The 17,801-nt window shown below is 56.3% G+C and carries 18 protein-coding genes; 12 read left to right on the top strand and 6 right to left on the bottom strand.

The window, feature by feature from the left end; genetic code table 11:
- Positions 1-11: 11 nt before the first annotated feature.
- The 11 genes from QOL67_RS16290 (at position 12) to QOL67_RS16240 (ending at position 9,307) form a co-directional block, all read left to right on the top strand.
- Positions 12-677 carry a DUF1194 domain-containing protein gene (locus QOL67_RS16290; RefSeq protein WP_283427037.1) on the top strand — a complete coding sequence of 222 codons (666 nt, stop codon included), beginning with the start codon at positions 12-14 and terminating at the stop codon, positions 675-677.
- A 256-nt stretch (positions 678-933) separates the two neighbouring features.
- Positions 934-1,317 carry a succinate dehydrogenase, cytochrome b556 subunit gene (gene sdhC / locus QOL67_RS16285; RefSeq protein ID WP_283427036.1) on the top strand — a complete coding sequence of 128 codons (384 nt, stop codon included), beginning with the start codon at positions 934-936 and terminating at the stop codon, positions 1,315-1,317.
- Between the two features lie 11 nt (positions 1,318-1,328).
- A complete protein-coding gene (gene sdhD, locus QOL67_RS16280) occupies positions 1,329-1,700 on the top strand; it encodes a succinate dehydrogenase, hydrophobic membrane anchor protein (RefSeq protein ID WP_283427035.1) in 372 nt (123 codons plus the stop codon).
- A 24-nt stretch (positions 1,701-1,724) separates the two neighbouring features.
- Positions 1,725-3,533 carry a succinate dehydrogenase flavoprotein subunit gene (gene sdhA / locus QOL67_RS16275; RefSeq protein WP_283427034.1) on the top strand — a complete coding sequence of 603 codons (1,809 nt, stop codon included), beginning with the start codon at positions 1,725-1,727 and terminating at the stop codon, positions 3,531-3,533.
- Positions 3,533-4,087: a hypothetical protein gene (locus QOL67_RS16270; RefSeq protein WP_283427033.1), complete on the top strand. Its 555-nt coding sequence runs from the start codon at positions 3,533-3,535 to the stop codon at positions 4,085-4,087. The genes sdhA and QOL67_RS16270 overlap by 1 nt, the downstream gene beginning before the upstream one ends.
- A 46-nt stretch (positions 4,088-4,133) precedes the next feature.
- Positions 4,134-4,952 carry a hypothetical protein gene (locus QOL67_RS16265; protein ID WP_283427032.1) on the top strand — a complete coding sequence of 273 codons (819 nt, stop codon included), beginning with the start codon at positions 4,134-4,136 and terminating at the stop codon, positions 4,950-4,952.
- A 52-nt stretch (positions 4,953-5,004) separates the two neighbouring features.
- Positions 5,005-5,784: a succinate dehydrogenase iron-sulfur subunit gene (locus tag QOL67_RS16260; protein WP_283427031.1), complete on the top strand. Its 780-nt coding sequence runs from the start codon at positions 5,005-5,007 to the stop codon at positions 5,782-5,784.
- A gap of 188 nt (positions 5,785-5,972) precedes the next feature.
- Positions 5,973-6,125 (top strand): hypothetical protein, encoded by a 153-nt coding sequence (locus QOL67_RS16255; protein WP_283427030.1) that lies wholly within the window; start codon positions 5,973-5,975, stop codon positions 6,123-6,125.
- 138 nt (positions 6,126-6,263) lie between these two features.
- Entirely contained in the window at positions 6,264-7,904 is a 1,641-nt protein-coding gene (locus QOL67_RS16250) for an FAD-binding dehydrogenase (RefSeq protein ID WP_283427029.1), read from the top strand.
- Between the two features lie 58 nt (positions 7,905-7,962).
- Positions 7,963-8,397, top strand: coding sequence for a DUF4399 domain-containing protein (locus tag QOL67_RS16245; RefSeq protein ID WP_283427028.1), 435 nt, complete (start codon positions 7,963-7,965; stop codon positions 8,395-8,397).
- 49 nt (positions 8,398-8,446) lie between these two features.
- The gene (locus QOL67_RS16240) at positions 8,447-9,307 is read left to right on the top strand and encodes an urea carboxylase-associated family protein (RefSeq protein WP_283427027.1); all 861 of its coding nucleotides are present in this window, start codon (positions 8,447-8,449) and stop codon (positions 9,305-9,307) included.
- 101 nt (positions 9,308-9,408) lie between these two features.
- On the opposite strand, the gene QOL67_RS16235 is transcribed toward QOL67_RS16240, so the two are convergent.
- From QOL67_RS16235 to QOL67_RS16210, 6 genes are all read right to left on the bottom strand, one after another.
- Complete coding sequence (locus QOL67_RS16235) at positions 9,409-9,993, bottom strand: HNH endonuclease (RefSeq protein WP_283427026.1); 585 nt, start codon at positions 9,991-9,993, stop codon at positions 9,409-9,411.
- Between the two features lie 232 nt (positions 9,994-10,225).
- On the bottom strand, positions 10,226-11,920 hold the full coding sequence (locus QOL67_RS16230) for a hypothetical protein (protein WP_283427025.1): 1,695 nt from the start codon (positions 11,918-11,920) through the stop codon (positions 10,226-10,228).
- A 101-nt stretch (positions 11,921-12,021) separates the two neighbouring features.
- The gene (locus QOL67_RS16225) at positions 12,022-12,687 is read right to left on the bottom strand and encodes an alpha/beta hydrolase (RefSeq protein WP_283427024.1); all 666 of its coding nucleotides are present in this window, start codon (positions 12,685-12,687) and stop codon (positions 12,022-12,024) included.
- 110 nt (positions 12,688-12,797) lie between these two features.
- Entirely contained in the window at positions 12,798-13,502 is a 705-nt protein-coding gene (gene deoD / locus QOL67_RS16220) for a purine-nucleoside phosphorylase (RefSeq protein WP_283427023.1), read from the bottom strand.
- A 191-nt stretch (positions 13,503-13,693) separates the two neighbouring features.
- Positions 13,694-14,008, bottom strand: coding sequence for an H-NS histone family protein (locus QOL67_RS16215; RefSeq protein WP_283427022.1), 315 nt, complete (start codon positions 14,006-14,008; stop codon positions 13,694-13,696).
- Between the two features lie 192 nt (positions 14,009-14,200).
- Positions 14,201-16,195 (bottom strand): protein meaA, encoded by a 1,995-nt coding sequence (locus QOL67_RS16210; protein WP_283427021.1) that lies wholly within the window; start codon positions 16,193-16,195, stop codon positions 14,201-14,203.
- 192 nt (positions 16,196-16,387) lie between these two features.
- On the opposite strand from QOL67_RS16210, the gene QOL67_RS16205 reads away from it, so the two are divergent.
- Positions 16,388-17,746, top strand: coding sequence for a 1-acyl-sn-glycerol-3-phosphate acyltransferase (locus QOL67_RS16205; RefSeq protein WP_283427020.1), 1,359 nt, complete (start codon positions 16,388-16,390; stop codon positions 17,744-17,746).
- Positions 17,747-17,801 lie beyond the last annotated feature (55 nt).

Raw genomic sequence — 17,801 nt, 5'->3', positions numbered from 1 at the left:
AAAGTGACGATATGATCCTGCGTCTTTCTCTCTTACTTTTTCTTTGTGGTCAGGCACCTATGGCCTGTGCCTGTGATCTTGCGCTTTTGTTGGCGGTTGATGTGTCCGGCAGTGTGGATGCCACCGAATACGACATTCAAATGAGGGGGCTTGCGGCGGGATTGCGGGATGGCGTTGTTGTTGAGGCGTTGATCAAGGCTGAGGCTGCGGTGGCTGTGATGCAGTGGACCGGCGCGGATCGGCAGGTGATGTCGGTGCCGTGGATGCGGGTGCGCAACGGAGTGGAAGCAGAGGCTTTGGCCGTTGCGGTAGACGTCGCGCCGCGCGGCTGGCGTAGGTATTCGACAGCGATAGGAGATGCATTGTCACGGGCGGCAGTGGAACTGGCGGCAGGGCCAGGCTGTCGCCGGATGGTTTTGGATGTATCAGGCGATGGGCCCTCAAATGAAGGCGTGCTGCCGGAAATAGGAAGAAAGCGTCTTGAGTGGATGGGCGTGACGGTGAATGGGCTGGTCATCGAAACTGAAGAAAATGATCTCACGGGCTACTATTGGGAAAATGTGATCACAGGGCCGGGTGCGTTTGTCGTGACCGCAAATGGTTTTGAAGAATACCCCAAAAGGATTCGACAAAAACTGATGCGTGAGGTGTCTCAGCAACTCTCGGAGCTGCGGTAAGGGTATTCTGGCGCGTCAATCTGTGAGCGCAAACATCCTATGGAAGTGTGCTGGTTGAGATTTTGTTATGCTTGAGACAATTTTTCCCGACAAAAAGGCTTTCGAGGGTAAGTGTGATCACATATAAAAAAGTGTGATCACAAAAGTGAAAAATCCGTGGCATTGCACGAAAAAACCATGACATTTAGGGTATTGAAACCGTGACAAGGTGCAAAAAAGCGGTAAAACGATTTCAGCTAACCTGAAAGGAGCCAATATGGCCGATGTCAATCGGGGCAACCGCCCGCTTTCGCCTCATTTGAGTATTTACCGTCCGCAGATGACCTCAGCGTCGTCTATCATGGTTCGCATCAGTGGCATCGGCTTGCTGGGTGTGGCCCTCTTTGTTGTGTGGTGGCTTGTGGCCGCAGCAACCTCTGAGAGTGCTTTCGCTGGCATTGATGGCTTTATGCGCAGCTGGTTTGGTGGACTTCTGCTCACTGCTGCGACCTGGGGCCTGTGGTATCACACACTTGGCCGTCTGCGACACGTGATCTGGGACCTGGGCTATTGCATGGATGTAAAAACGTCCGAGCGTATGGGGCTAGGCATGTTTGTCGGCGCAACTGTGCTGACCATCATCACTGTGATTGCGGTATAAGGAGAAACACGATGCGATATCTGACTGACCGCAAACGCGCAGTGGGCCTTGGCTCCGGCCGCAACGGCACAGCAGCCCATTGGCAGATGATGGTGCGCTCGGTGATCATGGGTGTTTTGGCACCGCTTTTCATTTTCACCATAGGGTGTGGCCTTGGTGGTTCTTATGAAGAGGTGATTTCCTACTTCAGCCGTCCCTTCCCAGCAATCGTGACCGGTCTTGGCCTGGTTGTGGGGCTGATCCACCTGATGAACGAAGCGCAGGAAGCCATCGAAGACTACGTGCATGGCACGGCTGGCAAACTGCTGCTGGTGGCAAACAAAGCGTTTTGCTTTGCACTGATCGCGGCAAGCCTATTTGCGCTTGTTAAGCTTGCCCTGTGACCCCGCGCGTAAGGATCTAAAAAGATGACTGCAGCATATGAATATGAAACCCACGAATATGATGTCGTGGTTATTGGCGCCGGCGGCGCTGGTCTGCGCGCGACGCTGGGCATGGCTGAACAAGGCCTGCGCACTGCCTGTGTGACCAAAGTTTTCCCTACCCGCTCGCACACCGTTGCGGCGCAGGGCGGTATCGCGGCGTCCCTGTCCAACATGGGCCCGGACAACTGGCAGTGGCATATGTATGACACTGTGAAAGGCTCTGACTGGCTGGGCGATACGGATGCGATGGAATACCTCGCCCGTGAAGCGCCCAAAGCGGTGTACGAGCTGGAGCACTACGGTGTGCCATTCTCCCGGACCGAAGAAGGCAAGATTTACCAGCGTCCGTTTGGTGGCCACACCACTGAGTTTGGCGAAGGCCCTGCTGTGCAGCGCACCTGTGCGGCAGCGGACCGGACCGGTCATGCGATCCTGCACACGCTCTATGGCCAGTCGGTCAAGAACAACGCCGAATTCTACATCGAGTATTTCGCGCTTGATCTGATTATGTCTGAGGACGGTCAGTGTCAGGGTGTGGTCTGTTGGAAGCTGGATGATGGCACCATGCATGTCTTCAACGCGAAGATGGTTGTGCTGGCGACCGGTGGCTATGGCCGCGCCTATTTCTCTGCAACCTCTGCGCACACCTGTACCGGTGATGGCGGTGGTATGGTGGCCCGTGCGGGTCTGCCAATGCAAGATATGGAATTTGTGCAGTTCCACCCCACGGGTATCTACGGTTCTGGCTGTCTGATCACCGAGGGTGCGCGTGGCGAGGGTGGCTATCTGACCAACTCCGAAGGCGAACGCTTTATGGAGCGCTATGCGCCTCAGTATAAAGACCTCGCACCTCGGGATTACGTGTCCCGCTCCATGACAATGGAGATCCGTGAAGGGCGCGGTGTGGGGGAGAACGGTGATCATATCCATTTGAACCTCAACCACTTGCCGGCCGAAGCGTTGGCGGAGCGTCTGCCAGGGATCTCTGAATCTGCGAAAATTTTTGCGGGTGTGGATGTGAACAAAGAGCCGATCCCGGTTCTGCCAACAGTTCACTACAACATGGGTGGTATTCCAACCAACTATTGGGGGGAAGTTTTGAACCCATCTGCCGAAGATCCAACCGCTGTTGTGCCGGGTCTGATGGCTGTGGGTGAAGCGGGCTGTGCCTCTGTACATGGCGCGAACCGTCTTGGCTCCAACTCGCTGATCGACCTTGTGGTGTTTGGCCGCGCGTCGGCTATTCGCGCCGGCAAGGTTGTAGATGCGGACGCGTCAAATCCAGTTCTGAACCAGGCGTCGGTTGACGCCGCGTTTGATCGTTTTGACAATGTACGCAACGCCAAAGGTGGCGCGCCAACAGCGGAACTGCGTCTGGAAATGCAGCGCACCATGCAGGCGGATGCAGCTGTGTTCCGGACCGACAAGACGCTGAAAGAAGGCGTTGAGAAGATGACTGACATCGCGGCGAAGATCGATGATCTGCACGTGACGGACACATCTCTCGTATGGAACAGCGATCTGATGGAAACGCTGGAACTGACCAACCTGATGCCAAACGCGTTGGCGACAATCCACGGCGCGGAAGCCCGTAAAGAAAGCCGTGGTGCGCACGCACATGAGGACTACTCGGACCGGGACGACAAAAACTGGCGTGTGCACACTGTGAGCCGTGTAGATGGCAACAAGGTGGACCTGACCTATCGTCCTGTGATCAAAGATCCTCTGACCACAGAAGATGAAGGCGGTATCAGCCTGAAGAAGATCGCACCGAAGGCACGGACGTTCTGATGAAACCGTTGGGTTTTGGATTTTGTATGGTTGTTGCCGGTTTGGCGACGCAGGTTTCGGCTGAGACCTCGGTTGTTGTTGAACAGGTGCAATCCTGCATGTCCAGAACCCACGCGCCAGGCAGTTATCTTGTTGCGGTGAACAAGAAGGTTCCGACGGTTTTGGTCGCCACTGGCGGGACGGAAGTCGGTGTCCAGAAAATCAACGACTGTTTGAACGACACCTACGACGTGCAGTTCAGTGCTGCGCTATCTGCGACAAATGTGGCGAGCAAAGAGCTGGTGGCGCAATGCCATCGCAAAGGCAACGCGCATTTGATTGTGGGGACCCTTGTCACGGCCGCAACAATTGCCTCGTACGGGACCGCATCTGAGTTCTGGCTGTTGATGGGCGCTGGTGTTGGCGGTGCCTCCATTGGGCGTGGCATCAAGTATAAGATGACTTGCAACAAACTTGCTGATCCTCAGTATCAGGCACAAAAGCAGATCGATCTCGCAACCGGATGTCCCAAGAGTGCGGGCGTCATGCATGGTGGGAGCCGCTATTGCCGGTAACATGCGGGACATATGATCTGCACGTTGTGCTGCGGGGGGGCATCTGATGTCGTCACGCCGTGTGATCGTGCATATTGGGGCGCAGAAGACGGGATCAACGTCGCTGCATCGCTTTTTGTCGCGCAATCTTGACGCTTTGGCAGCCCGTCTAGATATTCGGGTGCCATCCAAAGGCTCGCTGACGCGGGAGTTGGGCCGGACTTGTACTCTGTTCAGCATGCGCCCAGCCAAACATGAAACAGATTTGGTTGCGCTACTTCAGCAAGTGCGTGCGGAGTTGGAAGGTGATGATCGTGTTTGCATCATCAGCCACGAGAACATCTGTGGCGCGATGATGGGGCGGTCTGATGTACGGGAAGCCTTCCCGCGGCTGTCTGAGATCCTCCGCTTGTTTGAGGAGCATTTGGCCCCGTTTGAGCCCGACTACGTGCTGTACACGCGCAATATGCAGAGCTGGAAGCGCAGTGTGCATAATCAGGCCGTGAAGTCAGACAGCTATGCTGGCACGCTGGAGGATTTCCTTCAGGAAACTGCGCGCAGCCGGGATTGGGACGCGGTGCAGTCCGAAATGGAAGATCTGGTTGGTCCAAAGCGCGTGCGTGTGTTCGCGCTTGAGGACGAGACCACACTGGACCGTCCAGGTCGTCAGTTGTTGCAATTTGCAGGGCTGTCAGATGCCGAGATCGATACGTTGGAACCGCTCGCTGGGCGGTCCAATCAAAGCCTCAACCCCGGGGCCCTAGAGTTTATGCGCCAGCTGAACCAATTGGCGCTCGCGCAGCCCGCCCGCAAACAAGTGGCCGAGCTGATTAAGAACAATCAAACGCTTTTTGCAGATGGTCCGATGCCATCACAGAAGGCCTGAACAGAACGAAGGTAAGCGCATCGCGCGCGCCCACGTATAGGAAGGAAAGACCATGGTCGAATTTGCCCTCCCCAAGAACAGTCGGATTGTGACCGGCAAGACCTGGCCCAAGCCAGAAGGTGCGACCAACGTGCGCAAGTTTCAGATTTACCGCTGGAACCCGGACGACGGTAAAAACCCGCAGATTGACACATATTTCCTCGATATGGACAAATGTGGTCCGATGATCCTGGATGCGCTGATCAAGATCAAAAACGAGATTGATCCAACGCTGACCTTTCGCCGTTCTTGCCGCGAAGGCATCTGTGGCTCCTGCGCGATGAACGTAGATGGGATCAACACGCTTGCCTGTATCTATGGTCTCGATGAGGTCAAAGGTGATGTGAAGATCTACCCGCTGCCGCATATGTCAGTGGTGAAAGACCTGATCCCGGACCTGACGCATTTCTACGCGCAGCACGCGTCGATTATGCCGTGGCTGGAAACCAAGACCAACCGTCCGGCCAAAGAGTGGCGCCAGTCGATTGAAGACCGCAAGAAGCTTGATGGTCTGTATGAGTGTGTGATGTGTGCGTCCTGCTCCACATCTTGCCCAAGCTACTGGTGGAATGGCGACAAATACCTCGGCCCTGCAGCGCTATTGCATGCCTATCGCTGGATCATCGACAGCCGTGATGAGGCGACTGGTGAGCGTCTGGACGAGCTGGAAGATTCGTTCAAGCTGTACCGCTGCCACACAATCATGAACTGTGCCAAAACTTGTCCAAAGGGATTGAACCCGGCAAAGGCGATTGGCGAGATCAAGAAGATGTTGATCGAGCGTCACGTTTAAGACGACGCGTCAGAGACTTGGAAAGCCCGTCTGTTTCAGGCGGGCTTTTCCTTTGGAATAAGATGTATCTCACCGCATACATTTGCAATTTTTGCATAGCGTCGTTGCGGGATCGTCGGTTTACGCGCGCGTTATCTGACCTAAATTGGCGGGCGAGGGAGGACACCGGATTTACATGGAGCACCCCAATGTCCGCGTCTAAAAACGAGAGCCCTGAAGATTTTGCCACCCGCGCGCAGGAAGTCTTGGAACAAGCCTACGGCTACTACACCCAACCACCGCGTATCGCAGAGGTGAAACCGTCTAGCGAAACTTACTATGAGTATGTGAAAGCCGCGTAAGCCACACATACAAATGACGATCAGCGCTCCGAGGTTTCGGGGCGCTTTTTTGTTTGCTGGACAGTGCTGACGTTAGGTCTGGCTTGTTGGATTGGTAGGCCTGCGGCTAGCCTTTCCTGAAACAGGGGAGGATGTGCCATGACCGATGTGATCATCGTAGGCGGCGGCTTGGCTGGGCTTGTGGCGGCCAACGAAGCGGCAGGCCGGGGGCGCAAGGTGTTGCTGCTGGACCAGGAAGGCGAACAGAGCCTGGGCGGGCAGGCGTTTTGGTCGCTGGGCGGGTTGTTTATGGTGGATACGCCGGAGCAGCGGCGCATGGGCATCAAAGACAGCCCGGAGTTGGCTCGAGCCGATTGGATGGGCTCTGCACAGTTTGACCGACCAGAGGATGCCAATCCACGCAAGGTGGCGGAAGCTTATCTGGAGTTTGCTTCGGGTGAGATGCGCGCATGGCTACAAAGTATCGGCATGCGCTGGTTCCCGATTGTGGGCTGGGCTGAGCGCGGTGGTGAGATGGCGCATGGGCATGGCAACTCGGTGCCGCGGTTTCACATCACCTGGGGCACGGGGCCGGGCGTTGTGTCGCCATTTGAAAGGCTGGTACGGGAGCATGTGTCCGGTGGGAAAGTTGAATTGGCGTTTCGGCATAAGGTCGCTGATTTAATTGTGGAAAACGGCGTTGTAAAAGGTGTGCGAGGGCAGGTGTTGTCTGATGACTCTGCGGATCGTGGGCAATCCACGTCCAGAGAGGTTGTTGGCGACTTCGAACATCGCGCGGAGGCGGTGGTGATCACCTCCGGGGGGATTGGCGGCGATCATGACATGGTGCGGGGCTATTGGCCGGAAGACAGGCTGGGCAAAGCACCTGAGCGCATGGTGGCCGGTGTGCCGGATTATGTGGATGGTCAGATGCAGCGGGTGGCCGAAGGGGCCGGGGCTGGAATCATCAATGGCGATCGGATGTGGCACTACACCGAAGGGCTGGCGAATTGGGATCCGATTTGGCCCAATCATGGCATTCGCATTTTGCCGGGACCAAGCTCGATGTGGTTTGATGCTTTAGGGGAGCGCATGGAAGCGCCGTATTTACCGGGGTTTGACAGCCTTGGCACTCTGAAGCGAATTTTGTCGACCGGGCATGAGCATAGCTGGTTCATCCTGACCCAGAAGATCATCGAGAAAGAGTTTGCCTTATCTGGCTCTGAGCAGAACCCCGACCTGACCTCTGGCAAGTGGTCAGAGGTGCTAAAGAGACGTGTGATGAACAAAGGTGCGCCGGGGCCTGTTGAGGCGTTCAAAGAGCACGGTGAGGATTTTGTGGTGGCCAACTCGTTGGAGGAGTTGGTTGCCGGAATGAATAACGTCACACCAGATGTACCTGTGAATATTGAGAAAATTCGATCTCAGATCACGGCGCGGGATGCGCAGATTGACAATGAATATTGCAAGGATGCGCAAGTGACGGCCATTCGTGGGGCACGCAACTATCGTGGAGATCGGTTGATCCGTACGGCGAAGCCACACCACATTCTGGATCCGAAAAACGGGCCGTTGATTGCGGTGCGGTTGAACATTCTGACGCGGAAGTCTTTGGGTGGGCTGCACACAGATGTCACCGGGCAAGTGTTGCGGCCGGATGGCAGTGCGTTTGAGGGGCTGTTTGCCGCGGGAGAGGTCGCGGGCTTTGGCGGTGGCGGGTACCATGGGTACAACGCCCTGGAAGGTACGTTTCTCGGCGGGTGTATCTTCTCCGGGCGGGCTGCAGGGCGGAGCGTTTAGATAGCTAAGGGATGTGTGTTATCCTCTGAGTATTGTTAATGAGTTCGGAGGAAACGTGATGAAGAAATTTGTAGCTGCTTTGGCAATTATGCTGAGTTCTCAGGTTTTTGCAGGGGACACGTCGTCGCCTGATGGAGCGACGGTCTACTTCATAAATCTCAGTGACGGCGATTCCGTAGAAGCACCGTTTGTGGTGAACTTTGGTCTGTCTGGCATGGGGGTTGCGCCTGCTGGAACAGAGAAAGAGAATACTGGACACCATCACATTTTTATCAACCGCCCGCCGCTTGGTGAGGGCGCTGAGGATGCGGAATTGATGGAGAATGGCGTGCCAACCGATGACAATCACAAGCATTTTGGCGGTGGTCAGACCGAGGTAACGTTGGATCTGCCTGCGGGGACACACACGTTGCAGCTGGTTTTGGGGGACGAATTTCATGTGCCACATAACCCACCGGTTGTGTCTGAGGTGATTACCATCACTGTGAAATAACACGATTTTTGCATTGCAAGAGCGTGTAGGTCGGGGGCAGGATCGGGGTATGACAGACATGCCTTTGCCCCCCGCCGATGCAGATGACCGCCGTGCAATCAAGCCGGTGATCTGCTATCCCAATGAGACGCTGCCAGAGGCGCCAGTGGCGTTGTATCAGGCGGCGCGTGAGACCGCTCGAAAGATCGATGAGGTGCTGATACCGGCGCGGGATGCGCGGTGTTTTGAGGTACCTGCGGGACAGTTTTTTCGGATTTCGTCAGTGGAAGGACCGCAGGTTGGAGACCTGAATCTGTGGAATTCAAAAGACCTGAGGGAGCGATTTTTCTCAGGTAAAACAAGGGCTTTGCACGGCACCCACATTACCTCGGGGGAGCGGATGTGGACCTGCTTGCCAACCTTGCGGCCCATGGCGACCATCGTGCACGATACTTTGGGCTGGTACGGTATTGATGGCTATGGTGGGTCGGTGCATGACGTCATTGGGACGCGTTGCGATCCCTATACTGGTAACCTTTTGAGTGGGGATCAGTACCACTACTGCTGCCACTCCAATCTGACGCGCGCTTTGGCGGCACACACGGGCATGCCGCCGCACGAGGCAGAGCCCTATGTGCATGATGTTCTTAATGTTTTTATGTGCACAGGCTTCACACGAGACACCGGGCAATACTTCATGAAAGCCAGTCCGGTAAGGCCGGGGGACTATCTGGAGTTCTTTGCTGAGATTGATCTTTTGGGGGCGTTAAGCGCCTGTCCGGGGGGCGATTGTTCCAGTGAGCACAGCTCGGACACAGCGGCGTGTTACCCGCTTTTGGTTGAGGTGTTTGCGCCTGAAGAGGGCGCCTTGGAAGGCTGGAGGTCGCCTTCGATCAACGGTTACGACAGGAGCCATGGATTGGGCGGTTAACCTGTAGAAAACCGCGTCGGTATTGCGTCGGTATCCCGACTGTTTTGCGGAGGTTCACATTTTTTGGCTCTGAGGCGCGTTAACGGTTTTCACGCGATGTGTCAGGCGTCCAGTTCCGCGTCCCAATAGAGATAATCCATCCAGCTTTCGTGCAGGAAATTGGGCGGGAATTTGCGACCTATGTTGCGCAATTCTTCGGAGCCCGGTTGGCGTGGCGGTTTGCGCAGGCTCATGCCGATCTGGCGCAGGCTTTTGGAGCCTTTCTTGAGGTTGCAGGGGGAGCAGGCTGCAACCACGTTTTCCCAGCTGGTGATCCCACCAGCGGCGCGCGGGATGACGTGATCAAATGTCAGGTCGCCACGCGAGCCACAATACTGGCAACTAAACCCGTCCCGCAGAAAAAGATTAAAGCGCGTGAAGGCCACGCGCTTTTTCAGTTTTACATAGTCTTTGAGCACTACAACGGAAGGGACTCGTATCTCTGTAGAGGGGCTGCGCACCACATGGTCGTATTCGGCCACGATGTCGACCCGATCCATGTAAGCGGCTTTGATCGCGTCCTGCCAAGGCCACAGCGACAGCGGGTAGTAGGAGAGGGGGCGGTAATCTGCATTGAGCACCAATGCCGGATGATGCTTCAGTCCGCCCGGATGTCGCGTGAATTCTGTCCTAAAATCGCCGTCCATAAGGGTGCTCCCTCGCTGCGTTCGTGCCGCAGTGGCACGAGGCCTATATCCACTATATCTCGTGGTCTCATTCTGACAAGCCTCACAATATGCGTTAGCGGCATTTGTGATGTGGCATGTGCAGCATGGCTTGGGGGGATGACGGGTATGTGACGCCAGATGCCCAATACGCAATCACCCCACCGGTTTTTGCGGTGGGGTGAAAGGAACTTACAGCAGTTGTGTTGGGTGATTACCAGAACTTTGCGCCAGAGATGTCGAAGGTTTTGGATAGCGTCAGCGCAAACCGTGTGTCGTCTTGCGCGATCATGCTGCCAATGCCGTGACGGCCAATGGCGTTGGTCGCTTGTGCGTCAACGGAGAAGCCGGATTGACCGAAGTGATACCGCGCGCCTGCGGCCCAAGTGGTTTCGCTGCCATCGCGGCCGATAGGCGTGGCCTCCGCCATTAGCTCCAGGCCATTGTCGAAGTTGTAACCAACCCCCATGCCAAAACCAACAAGCTCTTTGCTGCCCCATGCCGCAACCTTTGGGCTTGCGGTGAACGAAAAACCATTGCGGGTTTTGTAGTTGGCGGTCAGGTCGGTGAAGAACACACCAACTTTTTGAGACGAGGAGCTGATCTGGCGGCCGTAAAGCATTCGCCCGGCAAGAGAGAACGGATTGCCGTTGTTCTGGTCCATCAGGCGCAGTTTAGGCCCAATCATGTAGCGCACATGTGTGGTAGGCACCAGATTGGCATCCGCGGTGGTGTTGTCTGAGAATTGTTCAAAAATGAACTGGAGTTCGATGTCGCGGTCAGGGCTAAAATTGATCGACGCACCGGCGTTGTTGTCGCTGCCATACCAGAGGTCGGTGCGCATCAGGCCGGGTTCCAGCGTTGCAGCAGATCCCAACGTGAAGCCGTCCTGTTGTGCATTGAGTTGGGGCTGTGTCGCGGGCAGGGACAGGGTGCGGTAGCTTTCGTCTCGTTTGTCGCCTGGCGTATATATCAAGCGGCCGCCAACCATCACGTGGTCGCCGTCCGGCCAAAAGGCCCAAGTGCTGGTGGCAGGTGAGATGCCAAAGCCGTTGGTGACATAGCCTTCAAAGGCGATGCGCGGGCTGACGTTGTAGCGCCCCCCGGCGGTCCAGACAGGCTCGGTCACCCATTCACCGCTGCTGGCAATGGTGTTGGGACTGCCCACGGAAGATTCTACGGTACCAAACAGGGCCAGTCGTGGGTGGGCCCTGTATGACACGCCGGCGCCCATGGTGACCATGTTGCCGTAGAATTGACCGCCGTCGATCTCATCCGGACCTAAGGTGATGCCGGGTGTGAGGTGCACCTGTAGCTTTGGATTGACGGTGTAAGAGATTGGCATCTTCAACGCGCCGATGGCAACGTTGGACTGCGGGCGGAACCAGTTGCCCCAGAGATCGGTCTGCATGTTGGTGAAAACCTCAGCAGAGCCAAGCGCGGCAATGGCCCAACGATCGTCTTTGTAGAGTTGATACTTGCCCCACAGCGCAATTTGGTTGGTTTCCAGTTGCGGAATGCGTTCTGGGCCGACGCCGGGAAAGCCGTCGATGGGGCCGCCAACCGGGTCGATGTAGTTTTGCAGCTCTAGCCCAAGGGTAAAACGATCCGTGAAGGCATAAGATCCGCCGCCGTGATAGTTTTGGTTGCCTGTGCCAGCGCGGTCGCTTGGACTGGTTTGACGGGCGCCAACGTTGAGCTCCAGTGTGCCAGCGTCATACATGTTACCGGTTTCAAAGGAGCCGATGCGGGTGGGGCCGTTGTCCAGCGGGTTTACGCTTTGGGCAAAGGCCGTCTGCGCGGGCACAAGCGCCGTGGCGCAGAGAAAACATGCGAGTTTTGCGCGCCCAGTGGTCAGGCGAGAAAGAGACGGTTTGGGGTTGATGGCGTGCAACACAATAAAATCCAATACATCAAATCTTATATTTTCCTACCGCAGCAGGCAGGTGGCGCAAAACACTTTTGCGCCACAGGCTCTTTGATTGCCGCGAAAATGCGCGGCACGTGGCCTTAAAGGCCCAGTTTGTCGCGCATAAAGGCAAGTGCCACGCTCAAGCCATCCGGGGCGATGCCGTGGGCAGTGCCTTTCATAATGTGGGCGTAGACGTCGCTAAAGCCGGCCTCTTGCAACGCTTCGGCGGCTTCAGGCAGGGATTGTGGTGGCACAACGTCATCCTGATCCCCGTGGATCAACAAGATAGGTGGCTTGCTAACGGCTTCGTCTTTGAGCAGGTCGGGTTGCAGCAGGCGGCCGGAGAAAGCCACAATGCCCGCCAGCTCATCTTCGCGGCGGGGCGCCACGTGCAGGCTCATCATGGTGCCTTGAGAGAAACCTAAGAGCACAACCTGCTCGGGCAGCAGGTCTTCGTCGACCATCAAGGCGTCAAGGAAAGCGTTGAGATCTTCGACCGCAGCCATCATGCCGCGTTCGCTTTCTTCTTCGGAAGAGCCGTCGATCCAGGGGATTGGGAACCATTGGCGGCCCATGGGCATGCCGGGGATTTCTTCTGGCGCGTCCGGTGACAGGAACAAGGTGTCTGGCAGGTGTTCAGCAAGCGGGTCGGCCAGGCCCATCAGGTCAGCACCGTTGGCGCCATAGCCGTGCAGGAACACCACCGCTGATCGGGTTTCGCCGGAAACCGGTTCCTTGCGTTGAGCTTGCAGTACACGTGTCATGGTGGGCCCCTTGTCTTTGTGGCTGCGGGTGCAGCGGTCAGGGGCGTGTGTGGCATGTCAGGCGGCCTGTCGCAAGATGTGCGCGGCCGCCTGACGGGATGTGTTGCGGATCAGGCGAAAGCGGCTTCGAGCGCAATTTCCACCATGTCGCCAAAGGTTTTCTCGCGGTCCTCAGACGGCAGAGCTTCGCCGGTCAGCAGGTGGTCAGACACCGTGAGAACAGCCAGCGCGCGACGACCGTGGCGGGCGGCAAGATTGTAAAGCTCGGCAGCTTCCATCTCGACACCCAAAATGCCGTGGCGGGTCATCTGTTCGGTCAGGTCTGGGCGCTCGTCGTAGAATACGTCGGAGCTGTAGATGCCGCCGACATGGGTGGCTGTGCCTTTGGCTTCAGCGGCGTCAGCTGCGGCGCGCAGCAGGCTGTAGTCGGCGCAAGGCGCGAAATTCATCTCTTTGAAGATGCCACGCGACGGGGTGGAGAGTGTGGTGGCGGTCATGGCGACAATCACGTCGCGCACTTTCACGCTGTCCTGCATACCGCCACAGGAGCCGATGCGGATCAGGGTTTTGGCTCCGTAGTCCTTGATCAACTCGTTCACGTAGATCGACAAGGAGGGCATGCCCATGCCGGTGCCATGAATGGTGACGCGGTTGCCTTTCCACATACCGGTGAAGCCCAGCATGCCTCGCACTTCGTTCACCAATTTAACGTCGGTGAGAAAAGTGTCTGCCGCCCATTTCGCACGGTAAGGATCGCCGGGCAGAAGAACGGTTTCTGCGATGTCTCCGGGTTGAGCTCCAATATGTACGGTCATGACAATTCCTTTTTGTTTTCTATGGGCGGGGAGGTCTGCCGCTGGGGCAAACATATAAGAGTGAATCAGATGCTCAAAATTGTATCGCGGTACAAGTCGAAAATCTGAAAAACATCTGCAGGCAAAAGCAAAAGCCGAAGCGACGTGTCTCAACGCGCTTCGGCTTTGTGTTTAGAATCTTTCAAACCAGCTCAGATTTCCATGGCGTCCGGTGTGATGCCTGCGGCCAGCGCTTCGTCAAACCATTTGGGTTTACGGCCTTTGCCGGTCCAGGTTTTGGTTTTGTCGTCAGGGTGCGCGTATTTTGGCACACCTTTCATCAAGCTGCCGCGTTTTTTGCCAGTCACACTGGCCAGTTCTTCTAAAGAGAAGCCGTATTTTTCGGCTGCTTCTTCGATGGCTTTAAGCGCATCGGTTTTGCGTTGAGCCTCGCGCTTTTCCAGTTGGATATCAATCTGCGCGCGCAGATCAATTAGGGTTTCGCGGCTCATGTCTTCCAAATTCATTCCGAAGATCCACTCGTCTATTGGGGGCAAGCTTGATTTTCGCAGTGATTATTGGGGAAGCGCAAGGCGGAATACTATTTTTGAGGGTTGTTCATCAAATTTTGCAACCATAAATTGCGAGTAAGGTTTTCCGTACCCGCAAAATCTGCGTTTTCCGAAATTTGAACCCTGCTCGCCGGCCCCTGGCCCGCGCTACTGGGCTGCTACGGAGCTGGGATTCGCCAATGTGACGATGTCGCCCATGATGGTGTTCAGCTCAAAGTCTTTGGGGGTGTAAACACGGGCCACGCCCATTGCGCGTAGGCGCTCGGCGTCGTCATCCGGGATAATCCCCCCCACAATGACGGGAATGTCCCCCAAACCGGCGTCGCGCATGCGCTGCATCAGGTCGTCAATCAGCGGAATGTGCGACCCAGACAGAATCGACAAGCCAACCACATGAGCGGCGTCTTCGATCGCCTTGGTCACGATCTCTTCAGGTGTCAGGCGAATGCCGTCATAGGTGATGTCCATGCCGCAATCCCGGGCACGGAAGGCAATTTGCTCTGCGCCGTTGGAGTGACCATCAAGTCCCGGTTTTCCGATGACAAATTTAAGTCGTCGGCCAAGTTTATCAGACACGGCATCCACGGCGGCGCGCAAATCATCCAGCCCTTCAGTTTTGTTGGACGGTGCGCCAGACACGCCAGTTGGACCGCGGTATTCACCGTGCACAACACGCATCTGCGCGGCCCACTCCCCTGTGGTGACACCAGCTTTGGCCGCAGCAATTGACGCTGGCATGACGTTTTTGCCGCCTTTGGCGGCGGCGCGCAAGTCGGCCAGAGCCTTTTCCACTGCAGCATTGTCACGCTGGCTTCGCCACTGGTTCAGGCGGGTGATTTGTTCCTGCTCCACAGCAGGATCCACCACCATGATACCGCCGTCTCCGGTCATCAAAGGGGAGGGCTCGCCCTTTTGGAACTTGTTCACACCCACAACAATCGTCTCACCCGCCTCGATGCGGTTCAAGCGTTCTGCATTGCTGTCGACAAGGCGGGATTTCATATAATCAATCGCGCCAATCGCACCACCCATGCTTTCCAAATTGGCCAACTCGCGGCGGGCGCCGTCTTTTAATTCTTCGACTTTGGAATCCACAGCCGGGTTTCCGTCAAACAAGTCGTCGTATTCCAAAAGATCGGTTTCAAAGGCCATGATTTGCTGCATACGCATAGACCATTGCTGATCCCATGGACGTGGCAAACCCAGCGCTTCGTTCCAAGCCGGCAATTGTACCGCACGGGCACGGGCCTTTTTGGACAGGGTGACAGCGAGCATCTCGATCAAAATTCGGTAGACGTTATTTTCTGGCTGCTGTTCGGTGAGGCCAAGCGAGTTTACCTGAACACCGTAGCGGAAGCGGCGGAATTTGGGGTCGGTCACACCATAACGCTCGACAAGAATCTCGTCCCAGAGGTCCACAAAGGCGCGCATCTTGCACATCTCGGTGACAAAACGGATGCCCGCGTTCACAAAAAAGGAGATGCGGCCTGCAAGGGCCGGGAAATCTTTGGCAGGCACGCGGGGTTTCAGCGCGTCGAGCACGGCGATGGCGGTGGCCAGCGCAAAAGCCAGTTCTTGCTCTGGCGTCGCGCCCGCTTCTTGCAGGTGGTAGGAACAGACGTTCATCGGGTTCCACTTGGGCACATTGGTGTAGCAGTACTCCGCCACATCCGCGATCATCTTCAGGCTGGGTTCTGGCGGGCAGATATAGGTACCGCGGCTCAGGTATTCTTTGATCAGGTCGTTTTGCACCGTGCCTTGCAACTTGGTGACATCCGCGCCTTGCTCCTCTGCGGTGGCGATATACAGCGCCAGCAGCCACGGGGCAGTGGCGTTGATTGTCATGGAGGTGTTCATCTGCTCCAGCGGGATCTGATCAAACAGCGTGCGCATGTCGCCGAGGTGGCTGACGGGCACGCCCACCTTGCCCACTTCGCCACGCGCAAGGATGTGGTCGCTGTCATAGCCGGTTTGTGTTGGCAGGTCGAAGGCGACAGAGAGGCCGGTTTGGCCTTTTTCCAGATTGGAGCGGTAGAGCGCGTTGGACGCTTTGGCGGTGGAATGACCAGCGTAGGTGCGAATCAACCAGGGGCGATCCTTGGTTGGCTTATCAAGGGTCTGATTTTTCTGCGTCTGCGACATACTTCTGTCCTCTGCTGGGGGTCTCGAAGTGACCTAGCAACAATCTTTCGTTTGAGCGTATGTACGCGAAACATCGTTTGCAAGTCAATTCGCTGCATTGCGGCGAAAGCCACTCGTCACCATCAAGGCACATCAAGGTAGAGTTGCGCGAAATCTATTGTCCTTGGCGCGAGCTGTTGTCAGAGTCGTGTTATGACGTCGACAATTGAGCTCCCCCTTTGGCTGTTTGTACTGACCCTGCTGTTTGCGGTGATCACAGCTGCCAGCCATTTGCTGTTTCCCTCGGTGCGCTGGTTTTTCCGGCGGCGGATGGAGCGGGTGGTTGCACGGGTGAATGACCGGTTGGAACGGCCCATTGAACCGTTCAAGCTGGCGCAACGCCACGATATGATCCAGCGACTGATATATCAGCCGGATGTGACACGGGCGGTTTCTGAACACGCAGCGGAGGAGGGCATCCCGGAGGCCGTCGCTTTTGAGACGGCCAAACGATATGCGGGCGAGATTGTGCCGTCGTTTTCGGCAACCATGTATTTTGGCGTCGCCATTCGGATTGCACGGTTTTTGAGTCGGGCGTTTTACCGCGTGCGTCTGACCCATGTGGATGAGGCCGCGCTAGACGCAATACCGCAGGAAAGCACGGTTGTTTATGTGATCAATCACAAGAGCAACATGGACTACGTGCTTGTGACTTATTTGGCGGCGCGGCGCTCTGCGCTGTCATATGCCGTGGGTGAATGGGCGCGGGTCTGGCCGCTGAGCCGGTTGATCCGAGCGATGGGGGCATATTTTATCCGGCGCAAATCGCGTAATGACCTCTATCGCAGAGTGCTGGCGGCTTATGTGCGATTGGCAACCGAAGCCGGAGTGGCGCAGGCGATGTTCCCAGAAGGGCGTCTGTCGCTTGACGGGGCACCGCAGGATCCGAAGTTGGGGTTGATCAAATACATCACCGACGCTTATCAGCCAGACGGGCGGGATGTGGTTTTTGTGCCTGTTGCGATCAATTACGATCGTGTGTTGGAAGATCGCATTCTGTTGGACTCAGCGGCGCAGGGCGGAAAAGGATTCCGCGCACGGATCAGCGTGATTGTCGGATTTTTCTTCAGACAACTGCTGTTGCGACTGCGCGGCAAAGTGCATCGGTTTGGCAATGCTACGGTGCGATTTGGCGAGCCGGTCTCGATGACGGAGTTTTCCAAGGATGTGCAGGGTGATCTGGCCAAACCGCTGGGTTTGAAGCTGATGAAGCAAATCAATGCGGTTGTGCCAATTTTGCCAGTGCCCTTGATGTCGGTTGTTTTTGAAACCGCGCAGGGGCCGCTGACGCGGGAAGAGGTGGGTGCAGACTTTGTGGCGCGTTTGGCCGCGCTGCCGGAGGGGCGGGCCCAGTTCATGCGGGATGCACCGGATGTGGCGATTGAGAGCGCGCTAAAAACACTGGTGGGTCGGCGTGTGCTGACAGAAAGCAATGGAACCTTTGCGGCCAACACAGATCAAGCAGAGATTTTGCGGTTTTACGCCAACTCCATAAGGCATTTGGTGGAGTGAGTGTGCAAGTGCAGCAATTGATGCTGCGGTTGCTGGGTTATTAAATTACAAAATT

Source organism: Shimia sagamensis, assembly GCF_900182745.1.
Classification (GTDB): Bacteria; Pseudomonadota; Alphaproteobacteria; order Rhodobacterales; family Rhodobacteraceae; genus Shimia; species Shimia sagamensis.
This window is presented reverse-complemented; position numbering and strand designations above follow the sequence as displayed.